Origin of the sequence: Pedobacter sp. CG_S7, assembly GCF_040544395.1 — a bacterium.
Classification (GTDB): domain Bacteria; phylum Bacteroidota; class Bacteroidia; order Sphingobacteriales; family Sphingobacteriaceae; genus Pedobacter.
The window spans coordinates 124,402-145,133 of the sequence record NZ_JBEONS010000003.1 but is presented as its reverse complement, the minus strand read 5'-3'; the positions used below and the strand labels follow the sequence as shown (position 1 = coordinate 145,133).

The following is a 20,732-nucleotide window of genomic DNA, read 5'->3' as shown; positions in this document are numbered from 1 at the left end:
AATTTAAACCTATTTAACAAAAGTCTTGCACTCAAATTTGCCCAACTTTAAACAGAGTGCTAATTTAACACTATTTGTATTATTTACGACAAATAATATTAATCAAGATGTGATATGTTCAAATAACATGGAAATTAAAGTTTACCTGTTCATGAAACCATCATTATAAAATTTCATTTAAAATAGTTCGCAATTATTTCATACGTTTGCATCGCTTTGGTTTCTGGTTATATTAACCAGGATTAAAAGGGAATATGGTGAAAATCCGTAACTGTCCCGCAGCTGTAAGCTCTATAACGATATCCAAATCATCGCCACTGTTCAAAATAACAAAAGAATGGGAAGGCAGGAACATCGGGAGTAAGTCAGAAGACCTGCCATAAGTTTTAAAATTTCATAGCTTTCGGGGATTGAAGCTTGACATGAATACTTTTTATTTGAGTTCATTTCATTAATCTACTGTTTGCTGTGGGTATAAACTCACAACAAAATGACTAAAATATTTCTGGGCATACTATGCCCCAGTACTTCTTTCCATTTCCTCCTGTATCTTATTCCAGAAAGTTTACTGTAAAAATTAATTGCATTAGTTTATAATAATCTTTGAACAAATAAAAAACAATTACATGAACATTAAAAATTACCTAACAACAGTTCTTTTACTTACCGTATTGCTTGCAGGTTGTAAAAAAGACAAAGAAGTACTTCCAGAAGTTACATTTTCTATCGCTGAAGATGTAGTAGCGACAACAGTAAATACGAAAATCACATTTAAGGCTGCTGCTTCGAATGAAAAAGCGATTCAGCATGAATGGAGACTTAATAATGAGGTTAAAAGCACAAATGAAAGTTATGAATTTACACCCACTAAATCAGGCAAATATATCATAGGGTACACGGCATCAAATGCTGCAGGAACATTTACTCGTCAATATACAGTAAATGCAAGCGCCCCAATTAAACCTATTACCCCTGAAAGTAGTTTATACGTAACAAAACTTATTGAATATTTACCTGCTCCGGGGCAGTTCATTAACAAAGCTCCCGGAAATAGGATCAGTGCGGAAAGCATTCTTGGAAAAAAAGGTATGGTAACTTTAGGCGCATGGGGCGGATATATTGTGCTTGGTTTTGACCATACCGTCATCAATCAGCTAGATAAAGAAGATATTATCATTTACGGAAATGCGGGTCTTACCAATGCAGAACCTGGCATTGTATGGGTTATGCAGGATGAAAACGGGAATGGTATTGCAGATGACACCTGGTATGAAATTGCAGGAAGTGAATTTGGAAAAGACGGCTATATACGCAACTATGAAGTTACCTATACCAAACCAAATCCGGCAACAGCTAAAGTAGCGTGGAAAGACAATAAAGGAAATTCAGGGTTTGTGGAAACCAATGTGTATCATAAACAATCTTATTTCCCAGAGTGGGCAACAGATGTGTATACATTAAAAGGAACTTTACTCCCATCAAGAAATATTAATATGACTAGCCCAACGAATATCACCAGTGCTCCATTTGGATGGGGCTATGCAGATAACACCGCTGGTGGAGATAAAATCGATATTGCAAATGCCATAGATAAGGAAGGAAAGAAAATTAACCTGGAAGGTATCGACTTCATTAAGATACAGACTAGTATCCAAGCGAATATGGGTTGGCTAGGAGAATTTTCTACTGAGGTATTAGGGGTAGCAGATATGAATTTAAGATAGCCATCTTTGGTTTTAGTTTAACGTCATTCTTAAACTAAAACCAAAATTACTAAAAGAAGTATTAAAGGTTTGGGAAGTATAAGGCTGAGTAAGGTTAGAATCATAGAAAACCTTCACGTTAAAACGCTGGTTTAAAATGTAATCTACACTGGGCCTAAAAGTAATATTTTTAGCCCCTGCCGAAACTTCCCCCTCTAACACATCAGCCCTGTAAATAATCGTTTTATTATCCCGTAATGCAATATCCAACTTGATGTCCATGTTATTGTCCATTTTCAACTCCTTAAACATTCCAAATGGAAACCTAAACTTATTCGTACGGTAGCCGAGGCCAAAAATCATATTATTTTCATTTAACTGTGCCAGCTGACTATTAGACAAACTTAAACCTAGCAATCGGGTTTTTCCAATTTCAAAATTTGCTGTTAGGTTGTTCTTTAACCTCGCATCCACTCCTATTAATGGAGAAAATTGCTCTGCAATGGTTACTTGTGAATATTGATAAAAAGGAAGAAAATTCTCATTAACATCCCTGCTGCTCACATGTCCATCGTTTTCAGCATATTTCAACAAAGAATTAAACCCATTAACAGTATATACCGAGCGGTAACTATGACGGAGGTCTATGGATTTAAAACTTTCCTGCAGAAATCCAATGCGGCTTAGACCGCTATAATTAATTCTCCAGTTTGGAAGTGGAATTTTAGGCAAAGCATTTAAGCTCGATGACTTTGAATCCTTCCCCGTATAAGCGGCTAAAAAAGCGGCAATCACCACATCCTGTGCCTCTTTTTGATAACCATCAGCAAAGCCAGCCACTAAGCCATTCGAATTAGGATTACCTGCACCTAAGCGCTGTGATATCACCTGCCTGTTGCTCATGAATTTTTGGTAAACATTAGACAACAAGTCGCTCTTTTTATCGGAGAAAGCTGTGCGCAGTGTGATGAAAGTTATACTATAATCACCGGTAGTAGTAGGACTCAACTGATCAAAAGCACCGCTAAAACTACTGTAACGAAAATTAGAAGCATAATTGAGGGTTTGATTTTTGTTGGCCGTGAGGGTAATCCGCAAGTCACGAATAGGTTCCAGCGTACTGGTCAGACCAAAATCTTCCCTTAGAGTGTTGATGTAAAGTTGAGATTGCAAAGTATCCATGGTGATCCAGCCACCTTTAATAGCCAGCTGACTGATGTCTCTTTGGCTGCCAAAGACAAAACCCAAACCCGGGGCACCGCTCATTTCATCTATTCCAAAAAACTGGGTTTTAGGGAGGTAGCCCGGCAAAAAGATGCCTTTGGTTTGTGTATAAGCCCCATTGATCGTTTTTACACTCGTTAACAAGTTTATTAAAATGTTTTTTGCACCCCTATTTTTAATGCTTTCATTGCGCCGCAGCAATCCAAACTGACTATAAAGGCTACTCAGGTTTAAAGTAGGGTTCATCTGCAGCGTTCTTGAATTTTGAATCCTATTACCCAAATTCAGGTTAGGGTCTTTTAATGAAGCCAAAGGTTCTGTTTGCCAATTAAAATTAGTACCATAACGGGTGGCCACATTTACCCAACTCATTCCAGGTACCTTATTTAAAGGAAGGTTGTAAGTAATATTCAGGTTATGGTTATAATCCGTAGTACGACCCAGCCGCTGCAGGTTTTGCCAAACGGTATCTCTTTTTAAACCATTGATCTTGCCATCAGGTTCATCAATAATCGAATAATTGGTGGCATCAAAATCAAGGGTTAACGAACGTGTCAGGTTCCAGGAAATTCCATATACCCTAGTCACTAAAAAGTTCTTATTAAAAGTGGTATTAATTGGAATGCCATTACCCGGACTATTATCGCGTAAAGTGTTCTCCGAATAATAACGGTCTAACTCTATTCTGAAATTTATTGCCGAGGGCAACAAACTGAAGTTTATATCCCTCAACAGTGCCAGTGTATTTGATTTAATAATTTTCTCAAAGGGACTGATCAGGTTTGGCTGCGACGAATAGTTATAAGCCATAGAACCACGGTAACTGCGCTGAATGGCATTCTCGTTCATAAAATCCCGGTGTGCATATTTGGTATAGGCATAGCTGGCGCTCAGGTTTTCCACATCCCAGAGTTGTGGTTTCTTATCAGGATCCGTTCTTTCTTTCCTTACATTGGTAAAATTAATACTATTGCGGGTAGTATAATCCTGTGCATAATCTAAAATGGCTTTTTTCTCTTCCTTTGTTGCTCCAATTAAAGTATTTTTAAGTTCAATATCCGGCATTAATGGATCATATTGTGGGGTGCTGACCTGGTTGGAGTAACTTAGGAAAACCGGTATTTTCAATCCTGTTCGCTGTGGGAAAAACTTACCCAGCTCCATGCTGGAGGAAACATCAAAGAAGGCATTGTCTGTTCGGTTTCGCTCGCTTACCCTTTTCTCCATAGAGCCAAAGCCAATAGTAGATTTGGTGCCAGAAATATTAACCTCCGCAAAATCTGCCAGACGGGCATTCATGCTGGCTGTGGCGGCCCAACCACCGCGTTCATCAAATTCTGTTAAGCGCAATTCATTAAACCAAACCTGTGCATGTTTATCCAATCCGTCATCATTTCCTGAATTTACCAGCGTGCGCATCCGGTTTTTAACGCCAAGCATATACACCCGAACCTTACTTTTATCTGGCTGTCCTTTTACCGTAATCGTGTTATTGCCATCCCTGTAAATATAGGGGATGTTAGCAGGCCACAGTTGTCCGTTAGACATTGTAGCACTGTTACGTGCAAGTTTTGCTTTCTGAAACAACTCCAGGTCAATATCCATTTTATTCTGGACAGGCCAAATCGCATAAGGGTTATTTGTACCCGTAACAGTAACCACCAGTGGTTGTGCATATTCATAATAATTATCCTGGTTATCAGTACCGATCCTTATAAAAGCCTCTAGGTCTCCATCGTTCAACAACGTATTGCCTTCTGCTTCTACATGGACATACATTTGCAGGCGTTTATAAGACCTAAAATCATTAAGGGCAGTTTTAAATGCTGCACGGCCATAACCATCGCGCAAATTCTTCACGGTAAGGGTCAATGACTGTTCATTTTGCTTCGTTTCACTCCTTACATTGTTGTAATCCCGCTCTCTTTCTATGCCCGGAGGGACTACATAAGGAATAGGAAGCCGTTTACCATTTTCTTCAATATTGATTGTGGCCACAGCAAGGGTTGAATTATCCGGACTAACGGTAGCAAGCGCAGGATCTGCAATTATTTTATCCGCTTCATTTGCTGCATTGTATTGGCGCCACTCCCCTTTTACCAATTGTATTTTTGCGAAACGCAAGACCGTAGTATCTGCGAAATCTGTCATAAATAACCTGATAAACCGGATAGATTTAAAATCCTGTATACTGCCAAGGCGCTGTTCATATTCTGCCAAAGGAATGCGCAGTTGGTACCAATTGACTGAAGAGGTTTGCCCGTTGAGCAATTTCACCTGCGAAGTGACTTTATCCGTTACATATTTTTTACCCACCACCAAATCTGCTGGCCGCATGGAGATTTTATACTGGAAATACGTGTCAGACTGTGTCATGTTATTATCGCGGTTCACATCTTCCCCATCCGGCAAAGATGTTGAGGCCGATTGCTCCACACCAAAATCTTGCATAGACTGCTCGGCGGTTTTAGAATTACCTTCGGTTCCATTATAACGTGCATAGCGTTTTAAAATCCCTGCACGTTGCTGATCCAAAGCAGCGCCCCTGAAATAGGCATAATCATCTGAAGAAGGATCATTATCGATAACCGCCGCCGCTTCAGCATTTAGCTGTCCTTTAATTTGCTGCAGCTGTGCCGCAAACTTTGTTTTTTCAGCTGCATTTAATAAGCCGTCCAAACCCACATCCTGTGCTTTTCTAGCACCAGCATTATTGTCAAACGCCTGCACCACTGGCTGGAGTTTCGGCACCCTACCCCAATTGGTTTCATCGAATTTTGTAGGATCTCCATCAGCCGGCAGCCCATTTTCAAGAGACTTCCGGCCATCTTTTAAAATATCTTCAGACAAATTACCGATGTTAAAATAAAGGTCTCCCCCAGTATTCCCGGGTTTGGAAAGAAATGGATCCATCACCCAAAGTTCAATATACTCAATATTAAGTGCTTCGAAGTCGTTGGCCTCCATCCGCCGGAAAATACCACCCCAACGGGAACGGGGGTTTTTTAAACTCCCATCCAGATTAAAGCCTGTTGTAGCATAATTATAAGGCCCTCTTGTGGTAGGAAAAAAAGCAAGGTCTAAGGTTGGCAAGCTCAGCACTTGTCCTGATGCAATTTCCTTAAAAGGGAAGACTTCCTGCTCCAGCACTTGCCTAACCTCCTGTTTAGACAGTTCTACCCGATTGTTACGCAAATATTCTGGCAAAGTAGAAGACGCACCAAAATAAAAGTTAGGGTCTATATTATAAAAAGCAAGGCCTGCACGGTTAAAACCATAGGCCAGGTTATCCACCAATTGGGATTCAGGAAACAACTGCGGGGTTGCCGACAATTGCCAGGAGATGGCACTTTTCAAATCAATTACCGAGCGCGAAGCTTCAAAGTCATCAAGGTAACTTGTACCTCCAGTGGTGCCGGCCCCATTTAATGCTTTAGGGTGGCCAGGAATGAGTTGCGCAAATTCTCCGGAAAAAGTGATACTAGAAGGTTCTTTTGTTGACAAAAAAGGTAGCTTATCCACCAACTTTGTTAAAAAGCGCGAAGGCGAACTGTAGTTGAAGTCCAGTCCCCACATGGTGTTGGAGATGGGTTCTTCACCAATATTCACCTTTGCTGTTAAAGGTTTCTCCGTTAAATTCATAATGGTTCCACCCAGGTTAAATTTGTTGTTTACCCTATAGTCCATGCGCGTACCAAATAATGTTCTTTGCTGCAAACCAAAAAGCTCGGTATTTTCAGTCACAATCCTGATCGGCTGTGCGGAACTGAGCAAACCGTTATTTAAAATTTTAACCCTGCCGCCCAGGTAATCTACGGTAAAATCGATACCTTCTTGTAGTGGAATAGTTCCTGAAAAAACTTTCACCGATCCCTCAGGCACGTTGATTGCATTTAAAGAAAACTCTGAAGAGATTTCAGATTGGTAGCTTCCTTTAAGGATGTACTTATTTTGGCGCATAAAAAGTTGCTGTGCCACAACCTTAGTCGAATCATAAAGCGCTTTAAAAGTATATTTATCAATTAAGTTCTGTTCAGAAGAATAGAACTGTAAAGCTAGATCTTCACCAAAGGGCTCTAAAACCGGAAAAATCAGTCGGCCGTTTAGCTGGTCAATTGTAATATACCCTGTATTTCCATCGGAAGAAAATGCCGCTAAGCTGGCATTTGAAGTATTACCTGTAGGATTTGCAGCAGAAAAACCAACAGAACTTTGACCGGTTTCAAAATCAAATACCCCATCAGGTTTAACCTCCTGCTGCTGGTTTAAACGGTCTAAACGCATCACCTGCAGCCATGACTTATTTTTCAGGGCCGACTTACTTTCTGCGTCAACCTTTTCTCCTTCCGTAATGAAGGGCTGCTCCACCCCCGTTTCTTCTTCTATCCTGAAGATGTCAAGTTTAAAGTTTTGTGGCGAGATCTGGTAGCCACCCATGGAATAGATATTTTTCATCATCAATTTCCAGGTAGGCAAGTTAGTGCTGATGGTTTCATTTTTCAGCAACTTGGCAAACAACACTTTAGGTGTGGAGGGGTCAAAAGGAATGTCTGTCGACAACTCCCCCACCTGGTATTCCACGCCGTTAAAGGTATAGCGAAAAGCGACCGCCAATACTTCATCTGTGTTAAGTGCATTGTTCAGGGAGAGGTAACCCAGCTGAGAATGAATCTTGTATTCGCGTTCAGAGAGTTTCCGAGCATAGGTAAGCCGGGCATAATTAGCAACCCCACCATTGCCCTGGAAATAAGAAATAATATCATTGGCATTCGTTTGCCGGGCATTCTGCGGCAGATTTAACAATAAATCATTAGACATCTTCGAGAAAGTGGGGTTGTTGAATCCCGAAGGTAATGCTGAAAAACCTGCACCGGTATGTACCTGTGTGGTGTTATAAGGTTCATGTTCTCCTAAATCTAGGAGTGCCAAAACATCCCTAGAATCCTGGGTGGCACCAGATTTATTGGTTATCCATACTTCTACTTTGGTAATGATGATCCCCGTAGATAAGGTGGGAGGATGTGATAAATTCTTACTATAGTGTTCCCTAAAATATTGAGCAAGAAAATAATGCTTGTTGGCTTCATAGTTATCAGCACTCAAACGAAACTCATTTTGCTGCGCCCCATTATTGATCCTGATTTCCTGTGTTTGTGATTTCTGCTGTGAGAAAACAGAGGTCATGCTCAGCCTACCCAATTGAAGCTGGGTTTTAACACCAAACAAAGACTGTGTCCCATTAATCAGCGAAGTGCTCAGGGGAAAACTCACATTGCCCGCTTCCAACTTTTTAATAATTTCATCTTCCCCACCCGTATACTCCAGTTTTATTTGATTCTCAAAATCAAACTGAGCCTCCGTATTGTAGTTCATGTTAACCTTCAACTTAGTTCCTATATTCCCTATAAGGTCCATTTGAATGCGCTGGTTGAAATCAAAATTGCTTTGCATCTTTTGACTTTCGTTAAACAGAGGATTTTCATTTCTATTGATCCTGCCCAGCAAGGTCAGTTCTGCTTCACCACGCGGGTTAATGTCAATGGTATTTCCCCCAAAAAGACGTTCAAAAGATTGACTGTTAACTTTAAGACTCGGAATAATTCCATTTTGCCTGAATGCAGCAGTTTCAGCATTAGAAAATAAACGCCAGTTCTCTCTTTTCAGTTCCGAATTCAGCAAGCGCTGGTATTCCTCCAGCGTAAGGTATTGCGGAGCCAGCATTACCCGATTTCCAATTCTTTCGCGGATGATATAGATTTTATTTACCGCATCATACGTTACATCCCTGTTAAAGTTAGTGGGCAAAGGATCAAAAGGATTGCTGCTGCGCCTCAAACCCAGGTATTTTTTTTCTTTTAAGCTGTAAGAATTTTTAATGGTATCAACTTTATTTTGCAGTTTTTGCTGCGAAAAAACTTGTTGTCCACATAAAATTAAGACCAATAAGAAGATCCAGAGCATTCGCGTTTTCAAAACTGCGGTATTATAAGTTCTTTAGCGCAATTTTTATCATTCCTTCAACAGTTAAATCTATGCCACCATTTTTAACCGCATTGTCAATAGCTTTTTCAGCGGGCTGTCTGGTAAAACCGAGCATCAGTAGTGCAGAAAGAGCTTCTTCTCTTACGGTATTGTTCAAAGGGGCAGCAATGAGCGAGCCAGTACCTTCTTTTTTTAATTTATCCTGCAATTCCAACACTAAACGCTGAGCAGATTTAGCGCCAATGCCTTTAATGCGCTGTATCAGCGGAAGATCCCCATTTACAATTGCAGTTTGAATTTCTGTGGGGGTGATAGAAGAAAGCATCATTCTTCCTGTATTAGGACCAATTCCGGAGACGGAGATCAGGTGTAAGAAAAGCCTGCGCTCCCCTTCTTCGGCAAAGCCATAAAGGGTATGCGCATCTTCCTTAATGTGCAGCCAGGTATATACTTTGCAACGCTCTGCATCTACAAGGCTGCTGTAGGTATTCAGAGATATATTGATATGGTAGCCAATCCCGCCAGTTTCAACAACAATATAAGTCGGGCATTTAAAAGTTAACTTACCATCAATATACTCAAACATGTTTTTATACTTTAGTCTTACGTTTTAAAAATCCACCTTTTTTAGATGCAGCTTCTTTCTCTTTAACCTGTACATCTAGTACAGCAATGGTAACCATATTCACAATTTCGCGTACAGAACTTCCAAGTTGTACAATATGTACTGGTTTTTTCAAGCCCAATAAAATCGGACCTACTGCCTCTGCATCGCCCAATTCCTGCAAAAGTTTGTAAGCAATGTTTCCAGACTCCAAATTCGGGAAGACAAGGGTATTTGCAGGAGCATCTGCTAATCTACTAAAAGGAAAGTTATCTTTTAATAAAGCGTTATTAATAGCAAAGTTTCCTTGCATCTCACCATCGACCATAATTTCAGGGTATTTCTCATGCAGGATCTTCACTGCTTTTCGAACTTTCTCCGGAACCACACCTTCATTAGACCCAAAGTTAGAGTAAGAAAGCAAGGCAATTCTAGGCTTAATGTTGAACTTACTTACAGCACGCTCCAGCAATAAAGTTAAGTCTACCAGTTCTTCGGCTGTAGGATCAACGTTAACCGTTGTATCTCCAAAAAACACCGGTCCTTTAGTGGTCATCATCATGTACATTCCTGCAACACGGTTAACGCCTTCTTCTGTACCAATAACCTGTAATGCTGGCTTAATAGTAGAAACATAGTTTTTAGTCAGACCAGAAATCATAGCATCAGCTTCACCAAACTCAACCATAGAGGCACCAAAGTAATTCCTGTCGCGCATCAGTTTCGTAGCTTCATAAAGCGTAACCCCTTTTCTTTGTCTTTTTTCGAACAAGGATTGGGCATATTTCAGCATTCGCTCCGGCTCCTCAAAAGAATCGATGATTAAAACTCCATCCAATTCTAAACCGTTTTCCTTAATAATTTCCTCGATTACTTTTTTGTTACCCAATAGAATCGGGATAGCAATATTTTCTTCCTTTACAATTTGTGCGGCTTTCAAAATCCTGTAATTATCAGCCTCGGCAAAAACAACTCTTTTAGGATCAGACTTCGCCTTATTGGCAATGGCCCGCATAATGGCATCATCCTTACCTAACCGTAATTTTAACTCCTCTGCATAAGCATCCCAATCGGTAATTAACTTTCGGGCAACACCAGAATCTATAGCTGCCTTGGCAACAGCAATAGAAACATCGGTCATTAACCTAAAATCATTCGGTTTTGGAATGATGTAATCTTTACCAAATTTGAAGTTTTTCTCTTCGTAAGCCATGATTACAGCTTCTGGAACTGTTTTTTTGGCTAAAGAAGCGATAGCCTTTACCGCAGCCATTTTCATTTCCTCATTGATGGACGTAGAACGAACATCCAATGCACCTCTAAAAATATAAGGGAAGCCTAAAACGTTGTTCACCTGGTTTGGATAATCCGAACGACCAGTAGCCATAATTAAATCCTTGCGGGAATTAATTGCGAGTTCATAAGCTATTTCTGGATTTGGATTAGCCATGGCAAAAACAATAGGGTTTTTAGCCATAGATTTCAACATTTCTACGGTAACACAATCTGCTGATGACAAGCCAACGAAGACATCACTATCCTTAATGGCATCCGACAAAGTAGTGATATCTCTGGTGGTAGCAAACTCTGCTTTGAGAGCACCCAGATCCGGACGATCTTTTCTAATGACCCCGGTTCTATCACACATCACAATATTTTCAATTTTAGCCCCTAAAATAACATATAACCTGGAGCAGGAAATAGCAGCTGCACCTGCGCCATTGACCACAATTTTAACCTTTTCAAGTTTTTTCTTTTGTAATTCGCAGGCATTTAACAAAGCTGCTGCAGAGATAATTGCGGTACCATGCTGATCATCATGCATCACTGGGATTTTCATTTCTTCCTTTAAACGGCGTTCAATTTCAAAGCATTCCGGTGCTTTAATATCTTCCAGATTGATGCCACCGAAAGTGGGCTCTAAAGCTTTAACAATTTTAACGAAATCATCTACATTGGTGGTGTCCAGTTCAAGGTCAAAAACATCAATATCAGCAAATATCTTAAATAAAAGACCCTTACCTTCCATCACAGGCTTACCTGCTTCCGGACCAATATTTCCTAATCCCAGCACAGCTGTTCCATTACTGATTACAGCCACCAAGTTCCCTTTAGCGGTATATTTATAAACATCTTCTATATTCTCAGCGATCTTTAAACAAGGTTCAGCAACCCCCGGAGAGTAGGCCAAAGTTAGATCTCTTTGAGAGTTCGTTGGTTTCGTTGGTACAACCTCAATTTTTCCGGGTCTACCATGTGAGTGATAGTCTAATGCGTCTTGTTTTTTGTTCGTCTTAATCATATTAAGTTTACATCGTAAAATGTAAAGTTACGATTCTTAATTGAGCCTGCTCATAAAACGATGCTAGATTTTACCAGAAGCAGAATTGGACCCAGCTTCAGCTTTATAAGAAATATATTCTTTAGCTGGTTTAGTGCCCACAGTTGTTGCCGCAAAGCCAGTTTTAGAAACGATGAGGCGTTGTCCGGGTATCAAATTCGAGTCTTTCAACTTATTCCATACTTTTAGATCCTGCACTTCTACATTATATTTTTCGGCAATAACAGAAAGATTTTGTCCCTGACTCACCCTGTGGTATTTAACAGGCATTTTGGCCTGGGTCAAACGTTTAGACTTCAGTCGACTATCGTCATTGGAAGCCAGCACCACTTTCGCAGGACTGTCATGATCAATATTATTCAGCACGTCGTATACCATAGCATAATTACCAACGCTTACCCGAGGCATAATGATGCGCTTAGGTGATGCTGCAGAGCCATTGACAAGCTTCTTTTTATAGGAAGGATTTAATCCACAGAGTAAAGCCTCCTCCATGCCAAGTGCTTCTGCCAACAAAGGAAGAGACACAAATCGACCAACTTGAATGGTATCTGTAGTCCTACTTAAAACAGATGGCTGGCGGTTAATCTGATGAGCTTTAGAAAAATTCATGACATATATTGCCGCAATAAAGGCAGGCACGTAGTTTCTGGTCTCTAATGGAAGGAAGGGTCTGATTTCCCAGAAATCCCTGGATCCGGCTTTTTTAATTGCACGATCTACATTACCACGGCCACAATTATAAGCCGCAATAGCAAGGAGCCAATCACCTAATTCCGCATAAGCATCCCTGAAATAAGCAGCTGCCGCATAACTCGCTTCAATTGGGTCTTTACGTTCATCGACATATTTGTCCATATTTAAGCCATAACCTTTGGCAGTGCTAAACATGAATTGCCACATACCTGTAGCTCCTACCCTGGAAACGGCGTGCGGGTTCATCGAAGATTCAATTATCGGCAGGTATTTAATTTCTTCTGGAATATTTAGAGACCTCAATGCTTGTTCAAAGATTGGGAAATAATAGTCTGAGAGCCCGAGCATTTTACCCATCTGGTCTTTACGACTGCTGTAAATAGCTATATATTTTTGTACAGATTCATTATAGGTTAAGGGCACACGCTGTTGCAGGGAGTCAAGCCTTTCCTTGTATAAGAAATTATAATTGGCAAAAGAAGGTGTTTCTTCCAGAATGGGTACTATAGTGGTATCGTTAATTAGGAGGGGATCTAATTGCTGGGCCTTAACCTTAAAGCTCAAGAAAGCTATAATACAACAGGTGAGTAGACATACGCTTGTTTTCATAGGCTTTTTTAAGCTAACGCTCGTAAGGTGAATTTACATTTTTATATAAATTATTCTAATTAATTTAAAAAAGTATCTGAAAGAGAGAATAAAACCTCTTCTTTGAAACTTCCAGTCATCATTTGTAAACTTAACGGCAATCCTTCCGTATTATTGCCTAATGGAATAGCAATGGCAGGAATCCCCGAGAGAGAGGCTAAAACAGTATAAATATCGGCCATGTACATCACCAATGGATCCGCCGTGTTTTCCCCAATTTTAAAAGGAGGAGTTGGCGCCACTGGAGAGAGCAAAATATCGTACTCCTGTAAAAGTGCTGTAGTTTTTTCACTGATGAGACGCCTTACCTTTTGGGCTTTCTGGTAGTAAGCATCATAATAACCTGCACTTAGCACAAAAGTTCCAAGCAGGATCCTGCGTTTTACTTCCTCACCAAAACCTTCAGACCTTGATAATTTATATAAAGAATTGAGGTTGGTGGCTTCTGTGTTGCGGTATCCAAAATGAACCCCATCATACCTGGAAAGGTTAGACGAAGCTTCGGCAGTAGTTAAAACATAATAAGTGGGCACCAGGTAAGCCAGTAAATCAAAAGAAACATAATCGACAGTATGCCCTTGTACTTTCAGTTTTTCAATAGCAGCGAGTATCGCTATTTTAATTTCAGGATCCAGGACTTCACTTTCTAGTGTTTCCTTTAAAACAGCGATTTTATACTTTTTACCACTATCCGCAAGCGCACTGTAAACAGGCACAACTTCTTTAGAAACCGTACTGTCATGTTCATCTGCACCCGCTAAAACTTCCAAAAGTAAAGCGGCATCACTAATAGAAGAAGTGATTGTTCCTACCTGGTCAAAAGAAGAAGCATAGGCAATTACCCCATAGCGGGAGATCCTGCCATAAGTTGGCTTCATACCTATACAACCACAGAAGGCTGCAGGTTGACGCACAGAACCACCAGTGTCAGTTCCTAATGCGGCAAGACAAAAATCAGCCTGCACAGCAACTGCAGAACCCCCGGAGGAGCCCCCTGATACACGTTCTTCATCCAGTGCATTTTTTACGGGACCAAAATAAGAGGTTTCATTAGATCCACCCATAGCAAATTCATCGCAGTTGAGTCTGCCAATAATCACGGCATCTTCACTTAATAACCTTTGCACTACCGTAGCAGAATAAGGAGACACAAAACCATCCAGCATTTTTGAGGAAGCGCTGACCCGATGGTTTGTATAACAAATATTATCTTTTATGCCAATAACCATTCCCGCAAGTTTCCCTGCCGTGCCCAGATCCAGCTTTTTTTGAACTTCCACAGCTTGTGCACGAGCGGAGGCAAAAAACACCTCGTTAAAGGCATTCAGCTGTTGTTTCGCAGAAATCTGATTAAAATAATATTCAAGTAAATCAGGTAAACTGGTTTTTTTTTGATCAATAAGTGTTCTTATCTCTTTTAAAGAGTTAAATTTCTTCAAAACTACAGGAAGTTACGCGTAAGTAAAAGTTAAATTAAAGTGGTTTGTTAACTTTGTTACCATCACGATCATATACATCAGCATCAGCACTTGCACCATCTTTACCATCTTTAAATTCTCTAACACCTTTACCAAGGCCACGCATTAATTCGGGGATTTTTTTACCACCAAAAAGCAGTAAAACGATGACAAGGATAATTGCAATTTCCGGAGCACCAAGTGCCATTAATAAGGTTGAGTTTAACATAATTTTTTATATTAAATATTTTTATTTTGTTTTGTTTCTTCTTTTTGATCAGCGGAACCATTGGTATCCACTGTTGATTCCACAGCAGGTTCTGTTTTAGGCTCATTGTCTACATCCATGGAATTAATGTTTCTATGGATTTCTCTCTTCACTCCTTCCGAAGCGTCTTTAAAATCCCTGATACCTTTCCCTAGGCCACGTGCCAGTTCGGGTAGTTTTTTACCCCCAAATAATAGAAGCACTACTGCTAAAATTAGCATTATCTCACCTCCACCCATATTCAAGAATTCTAATACTGTTCCTATATACATTTTTTAACGTATTAATTTGTAAACAAATATAAGCAATAATCTTTTAAATTATTACTTCGCAATCCAGGCCACGGGATTTTGCGCTGTGGTACCCCGCCAAATCTGGAATTGCAATTCTGGTATTTCACCGGTATTTGCCACTACCCCTATTGCTTGCTTAGTAGACACATCATCACCTGCTGAAACACTTACCGAACTGAGGTTTTGATATACGGTAAAATATTCACCATGCTTAATCAGCACTAAATAGGTACCTAAGCTAGGCATAACCCTAGAAACCTTCCCACTAAATACAGCCCTTACTGTTGCACCCGCAGCAGTTTGTATGGTCACCCCAGTATTGTCATAACTCGCCTGACCTTCTTTATGCCTGCCAAAACCCTCTGTGATAGAGCCCTGAGCTACCGGCCATGGCAATAACCCGCGGTTACCCACAAAAGCGGCAGAAAGCTTGGCAGCTTCCGGTGTAGCCGTCAAATAACCAGCAGTTGTTTTGGCTTTAGGTGCTTCTGGGGCAACTTTATTTTCTGCCTTGGCCTTAGCCGCAGCAGCTCTGGCTGCATCCTCCTCTATTTTTTTCGCTTTGGCAATCTCTCGCAGTATTTCAGAACGAATCTGACGCTCTAATGCCTGCAGTTGTTTTTTCCGCTTGGAAATATCGCGGCTATATTGTTTTTCCTGCTTGCTAAATTTATTTAAAACAACAGAACGTTGTGATTTATTCTTACCTAATTTCTCCCGTTCCTGCTCTTGCTCCTTCAAGAGGTTACTTTTCTCTTTTAAGCTTTTGTCAAGGATAACTATTTTATAATTCAGGTTCTTTTCCGTACCCTGAATATAACCGGCTTGTTTCTTGCGGTACTGTCCAAACTGCTGCAGGTATTTGATGCGCTTATAAGCCTGATTAAAATCCTTTGCGGCAAAAACAAACATCATTTTATCATAAGAATTCTTATTGCGCTGTGCAAAGCGGATCATTCCGGCATATTCTTTTTTCAGTTGCGACAGCTGGCCCCTGAGGGAGCGCACCGTATTACTGTTTTCGTGTATCTGGTTATCAATGTTTTTGATTTCCGAGTTAATTACAGTTATCTTACTTTGCATCAAATTAATTTGAGCATTCAGGGCCCTGATTTCCCCAAGGGTTAACTTCTTACCACTTGCAGCCTTATTCAGGTTCCGCTGTAACAACTCAATTTCTCGCTGTATGGCTTCTTTTTTTCTTTTTAACTGCGCACTGCTTTGTGCAACCGCCTGGGCTGCACATACCATAAATAACAGAAAGAAAATTAATTTTGATAACTTCATTAATTCAAAAGTATAAAAAATTTAGTTTATTACTTCAAACCTTTTAGGAACTGTAAAAGGAAAATCCATTGCTATATTACTTTCTATTTTAGAAAAATCAAAAGTGATAGCAACCTTATTTTTCCCCGACAAAGAATTTAACTGCATACTGGAAGGAAACAAATCGGCGTTCACTTTTTGATAATTCCCGTAAACCACCTTCAGGGTTTGTGCAGCAAGGATATAGTTTAAATTAGTTTCCTCGGCTTTCAATAAGGTATTGAATAAGATCTGGTAACCCAGGTTATTTCTTGATCCTTTTAATAGCCAAACCCCATTTTGCAACTCTAGGTCGACCTTTTCCAGCAGAAATTCCTGAGGAGCATTCCCCGCAAGCAACTCTTGTAACAACTTAAAATTGACTTCCTTGTTGGCAAAAGTATGGATATAATTAAAAGGTTTCTGAAGGGAAATACCGTGCAGCCTGTTCAGCACCAGCAAGCTATCGGGTGTCACCAATACCCTTGCCACTTCAATACCGGCTAAAGCTGTAATGCTCATCCAAATCTTTTTATCCTTCAACATCCTGATGTTGACTGTCACATTATTTTCGTTACCATTCATATTCAGCTGTGCTTTACCTTTCATAGAAAGTGTTGTAAAACTGATATTTTTGTTTTTCAATGACATCAAATTCTCCGCCTTAATGTTGTTTACCGTATCTGTTTTTACAACCGGCGGTGCCAGAACCAATTTCCTGGTTTTGCAGGCCGAAAATAGCAGCACGATAACACCAAGGAGTAAAAAAAACTTGAAGTGATATGGTTTCATTGGTATATTATTTAACGGTAGTGAAGCTATCATAAGCTTTTATTATTTCCCTGTATGCCCGTAGCCACCTTCGCCACGAGCCGTATCATTCAATTCCTCTACACACTCCCAGGTAACCGTCTCATGCTTTGAAATCACCATTTGAGCGATTCGATCACCATTGTTAACCACAAAATCTGTATCAGAAAGATTCACCAGCAGCACTTTTATTTCACCACGGTAATCCGCGTCAATAGTTCCTGGTGCATTAACGATACTGATACCATGTTTATAAGCCAAACCACTGCGAGGGCGAATCTGTGCCTCAAAGCCAATTGGCAAGGCTATATATAAGCCTGTTGGAATCAAAATACGGTGCAAAGGTTTAATCACTATTTCATTTTCTACAAAAGCACGCAAATCCATACCTGCTGCATGAGCCGTTTCATACTGCGGTAAAGGAAAACCAGACTTATTAATAATGTTAATGTTCATTGTATCTATGTATTTAAATTATCTAACGGTTATATTGCTCTAAAAAGCTTAATCATTGTTATTTATTTTTAAGGCTTTGATTTGATCATCGCTTTTACCTCCTCCTTCTCCAGGTAAACGATCAGTCCTAAAAAAGCCAGCAGCAGCACATTTCCAATATAAATATTTCTGTCAAAGACCCAAAAGGAGAGTACAACCATTACCATCGAAAGACAGAGGTACAGCATGATCCTTTTCAAATTATAAGGGATCGGGTAAAACTTCTGCCCTAAAACATAAGAGATAACCATCATCACAAAATAGGCAAACATAGATACCCAGGCCGAACCCATATAACTGTATTTAGGAATCAGCACAAAGTTTAATACCACAGTAATAAATGCCCCAACAAGGGAAATGTATAAACCAAAGCGAGTTTGATCAGAAAGCCGGTACCAAATGGATAAATTCATATAGATCCCTAAACACAAGTACCCAAACAATAAAAAAGGTACAGCAGGCAGTCCTACCCAATATTCTTCCCTCCTGATAAAATATTTTAAGACCTCAATATTCGCCACAAGGGCAACAAACAACAGCGCTAAAGCAATTACAAAATAATGCAGGATGACGGCGTAAGTTTTCCGGGCATTCACATTTTTAGAAAAACTAAAAAAGAAAGGCTCAGCACCCAAACGAAATGCGGTAATAAAGATGCTCATAAACATCGCTATTTTACATACGGCACCATAAATACCCACGTTAATATCTGCCACACTTTCAGGAAGGAGTTTGCTCAACACCAATTTATCCAGGTTTTCATTCACGATAAAGGAAAGATTAGCCACCAAAATCGGCCAGCTATAAGAAAACATTTTCATGAAAAGCACCTTTTCAAACTTGAGCTGCAACTTCAAAAACTCCGGCACCAATAAGATCAGCGTGACCACACTAGCAATCAAATTCGACAAAAACACGTAGCCTATCCACTGAAACCGATACCAGGAAGCAAACCATTGCGACAAAGGCCAATCGTGTTTAATAATAAAAGGGATCAGCAATAGAAAGAACAAGTTCAAGCCCACAAAAGTCCCGATATTCATAAACTTAATAAAGCTGTACTTTAATGGTTTTTCATCTGCCCTCAACTTAGCAAAAGGGATCACACAAATCGCATCTACAAATAAAATCCCAACAAAAAACCTGATATAATCCTGGTAATCACTTATATTATTATCCGAGCTACTATTAGTCCAAATGGCAATGTAATCTGCAAAAACAAAGCCTGTCACCAAAAACAAAGTGGCAATAAAAGCGATACAGAGGAAGGAATTATTGTAGACCTCCTGTTTTTTATCCTCGTATTTGGTCAGGTAACGGAAATAAGTACTTTCCATCCCAAAAGCCAGAACGGCATTAATTAAAGAAGCATAACTATAAAGCGTGGTGAATATACCGTAAGTACCCGGCGCATAAACACTGGTATAAATTGGCGTAAGGATAAAGTTAAACAACCTGGATAAGACCGTACTGACCCCATAAATTGCGGTTTGACCTAGAAATTTTTTAATTGCCGACACTAGAACTCCTCCTCTTTATTTTTTTATAACTTCAAAATTCTGATAGTTTTTAATTGGAGCAGGGCTCACCACAACATTTTCAACTATGGCACGGTCGGGTCCATCATGGCACCATTCCAGAAACACTTCCAGCAACACCTCATCACCTTCGGCTTCAATATACAGGCTTCCATCACTTTCATTGCGTATCATCCCGCGGACACCCATTTGATCGGCAACCATTTTGGTGACTGCCCGAAAGGAAACGCCCTGAACTTTTCCGGTAACTTTAATAACTATATGTTTCATATTTATTTTTTGATCATGCTATCATCCTACCTTTAGGTTTCCTCTCTTTTCCAGCGTTTAAAGCAAATGAAACAATTCAGAATCATTTTCATTAGCATCAAAGAAGGGAAAAGATTCCAAACCAATAGGGGTCAATTAAAATTTCAATTGCTTTAATCGTTCTTTTTCTGTTAAAAATTCCTGCCAAATTTCCTGAAGAATTACTGCAGCAGGGGCAACTTTAGTTAAGCCTGCCGAAACCTGACCTATTTCCAACTCCCCCTCTTCCATATCCCCTTCAAACATACCGGCTTTAGCCCTGGCCCTGCCAAGCAAAACACTCAATTGTGCTGCATCCGCACCTGCAGCCTCGGCTATTGCTACTTCTTCAGCAAAAGCATTCTTCAAAAGCCGCACTGGAACCAATTTCTTTAGTCTTAACTGCGTATCACCCTCCTGGGCTTGCAGAATTTTAGCTTTAAAATCAGGGTGCGCCGATGACTCTAGGGCTACAGCAAAAGCAGAACCTATTTGCACCCCTGAAACCCCTAAAGCAAAAGCGGCCAGCATTGCAGCACCACTACTAATACCACCAGCAGCAATTACCGGTATATTCACTGCCTTTTTAACTAAAGGAATCAGGCACAGCGTAGTCGTTTCCTCCCTACCGTTATGTCCGCCAGCTTCGAAACCTTCCGCCACAATGGCATCAACACCACAAGCCTCCGCTTTTAGGGCAAATTTCGTATTAGCCACAACATGGACAACAGTGACGCCCTGTTGTTTCAAAAAGCTGGTCCAGGTGGCTGGGTTTCCTGCCGAAGTAAAAACAATGCTTACTCCTTCAGCAATAATAACATCCATTATCTCGGCCACATTGGGGTATAACAATGGCACATTTACTGCAAAAGAACAGCTTGTAGCCGCCTTACATTTCCGGATATGCTCCCTAAGAACCTCCGGATACATAGAACCCGCACCAATAATCCCTAGTCCACCGGCATTGGATACTGCCGATGCTAATCTCCATCCACTGCACCAAACCATACCTGCCTGAATAATAGGGTATTTGATGTGAAATAAATCGGTGATGCTGTTTGCCATAATACGTTATCCTAT

General features: G+C 40.2%; 14 protein-coding genes and 1 riboswitch. Of the genes, 1 reads left to right on the top strand and 13 read right to left on the bottom strand.

The genetic code is table 11. The annotated features are described in order from the left end of the window. Positions 1–200: 200 nt before the first annotated feature. Positions 201–396, top strand: a riboswitch (cobalamin riboswitch). 230 nt (positions 397–626) lie between these two features. Next, complete coding sequence (locus tag AAKU52_RS03540; protein ID WP_354330299.1) at positions 627–1,724, top strand: PKD-like domain-containing protein; 1,098 nt, start codon at positions 627–629, stop codon at positions 1,722–1,724. 12 nt (positions 1,725–1,736) lie between these two features. On the opposite strand, the gene sov is transcribed toward AAKU52_RS03540, so the two are convergent. The 13 genes from sov to AAKU52_RS03475 form a co-directional block, all read right to left on the bottom strand. Further along, complete coding sequence (gene sov / locus AAKU52_RS03535) at positions 1,737–8,888, bottom strand: T9SS outer membrane translocon Sov/SprA (protein ID WP_354330297.1); 7,152 nt, start codon at positions 8,886–8,888, stop codon at positions 1,737–1,739. Between the two features lie 22 nt (positions 8,889–8,910). After that, the gene (gene ruvA / locus AAKU52_RS03530; RefSeq protein ID WP_354330295.1) at positions 8,911–9,495 is read right to left on the bottom strand and encodes a Holliday junction branch migration protein RuvA; all 585 of its coding nucleotides are present in this window, start codon (positions 9,493–9,495) and stop codon (positions 8,911–8,913) included. Positions 9,496–9,499: 4 nt separating this feature from the next. Beyond that, positions 9,500–11,815, bottom strand: coding sequence for an NADP-dependent malic enzyme (locus tag AAKU52_RS03525; RefSeq protein WP_354330293.1), 2,316 nt, complete (start codon positions 11,813–11,815; stop codon positions 9,500–9,502). A gap of 63 nt (positions 11,816–11,878) precedes the next feature. After that, positions 11,879–13,159: a lytic transglycosylase domain-containing protein gene (locus AAKU52_RS03520; RefSeq protein ID WP_354330291.1), complete on the bottom strand. Its 1,281-nt coding sequence runs from the start codon at positions 13,157–13,159 to the stop codon at positions 11,879–11,881. Between the two features lie 59 nt (positions 13,160–13,218). Continuing rightward, entirely contained in the window at positions 13,219–14,637 is a 1,419-nt protein-coding gene (gene gatA / locus AAKU52_RS03515) for an Asp-tRNA(Asn)/Glu-tRNA(Gln) amidotransferase subunit GatA (RefSeq protein ID WP_354330290.1), read from the bottom strand. A gap of 34 nt (positions 14,638–14,671) precedes the next feature. Then, positions 14,672–14,884: a Sec-independent protein translocase subunit TatA/TatB gene (locus AAKU52_RS03510; RefSeq protein ID WP_354330288.1), complete on the bottom strand. Its 213-nt coding sequence runs from the start codon at positions 14,882–14,884 to the stop codon at positions 14,672–14,674. Between the two features lie 11 nt (positions 14,885–14,895). Next, a complete protein-coding gene (locus tag AAKU52_RS03505; RefSeq protein ID WP_354330286.1) occupies positions 14,896–15,195 on the bottom strand; it encodes a Sec-independent protein translocase subunit TatA/TatB in 300 nt (99 codons plus the stop codon). 51 nt (positions 15,196–15,246) lie between these two features. After that, positions 15,247–16,503, bottom strand: coding sequence for a murein hydrolase activator EnvC family protein (locus AAKU52_RS03500; protein ID WP_354330284.1), 1,257 nt, complete (start codon positions 16,501–16,503; stop codon positions 15,247–15,249). A gap of 21 nt (positions 16,504–16,524) precedes the next feature. Further along, positions 16,525–17,313 (bottom strand): lipoprotein insertase outer membrane protein LolB1, encoded by a 789-nt coding sequence (gene lolB1, locus AAKU52_RS03495; protein ID WP_354330282.1) that lies wholly within the window; start codon positions 17,311–17,313, stop codon positions 16,525–16,527. Between the two features lie 42 nt (positions 17,314–17,355). Continuing rightward, the gene (gene dut, locus AAKU52_RS03490) at positions 17,356–17,787 is read right to left on the bottom strand and encodes a dUTP diphosphatase (protein WP_354330280.1); all 432 of its coding nucleotides are present in this window, start codon (positions 17,785–17,787) and stop codon (positions 17,356–17,358) included. A gap of 68 nt (positions 17,788–17,855) precedes the next feature. Beyond that, complete coding sequence (locus AAKU52_RS03485; protein WP_354330278.1) at positions 17,856–19,346, bottom strand: oligosaccharide flippase family protein; 1,491 nt, start codon at positions 19,344–19,346, stop codon at positions 17,856–17,858. A gap of 15 nt (positions 19,347–19,361) precedes the next feature. Next, positions 19,362–19,634: an acylphosphatase gene (locus AAKU52_RS03480; protein ID WP_354330276.1), complete on the bottom strand. Its 273-nt coding sequence runs from the start codon at positions 19,632–19,634 to the stop codon at positions 19,362–19,364. A gap of 135 nt (positions 19,635–19,769) precedes the next feature. After that, the gene (locus AAKU52_RS03475; protein WP_354330273.1) at positions 19,770–20,717 is read right to left on the bottom strand and encodes an NAD(P)H-dependent flavin oxidoreductase; all 948 of its coding nucleotides are present in this window, start codon (positions 20,715–20,717) and stop codon (positions 19,770–19,772) included. Positions 20,718–20,732 lie beyond the last annotated feature (15 nt).

Coding starts and splice junctions, on each gene's coding strand:
- AAKU52_RS03540 (WP_354330299.1), top strand. CDS start 627: ATGAACATTAAAAATTACCTAACAACAGTTCTTTTACTTACCGTATTG.
- sov (WP_354330297.1), bottom strand. CDS start 8,888: ATGCTCTGGATCTTCTTATTGGTCTTAATTTTATGTGGACAACAAGTT.
- ruvA (WP_354330295.1), bottom strand. CDS start 9,495: ATGTTTGAGTATATTGATGGTAAGTTAACTTTTAAATGCCCGACTTAT.
- AAKU52_RS03525 (WP_354330293.1), bottom strand. CDS start 11,815: ATGATTAAGACGAACAAAAAACAAGACGCATTAGACTATCACTCACAT.
- AAKU52_RS03520 (WP_354330291.1), bottom strand. CDS start 13,159: ATGAAAACAAGCGTATGTCTACTCACCTGTTGTATTATAGCTTTCTTG.
- AAKU52_RS03510 (WP_354330288.1), bottom strand. CDS start 14,884: ATGTTAAACTCAACCTTATTAATGGCACTTGGTGCTCCGGAAATTGCA.
- AAKU52_RS03505 (WP_354330286.1), bottom strand. CDS start 15,195: ATGTATATAGGAACAGTATTAGAATTCTTGAATATGGGTGGAGGTGAG.
- AAKU52_RS03500 (WP_354330284.1), bottom strand. CDS start 16,503: ATGAAGTTATCAAAATTAATTTTCTTTCTGTTATTTATGGTATGTGCA.
- lolB1 (WP_354330282.1), bottom strand. CDS start 17,313: ATGAAACCATATCACTTCAAGTTTTTTTTACTCCTTGGTGTTATCGTG.
- dut (WP_354330280.1), bottom strand. CDS start 17,787: ATGAACATTAACATTATTAATAAGTCTGGTTTTCCTTTACCGCAGTAT.
- AAKU52_RS03480 (WP_354330276.1), bottom strand. CDS start 19,634: ATGAAACATATAGTTATTAAAGTTACCGGAAAAGTTCAGGGCGTTTCC.
- AAKU52_RS03475 (WP_354330273.1), bottom strand. CDS start 20,717: ATGGCAAACAGCATCACCGATTTATTTCACATCAAATACCCTATTATT.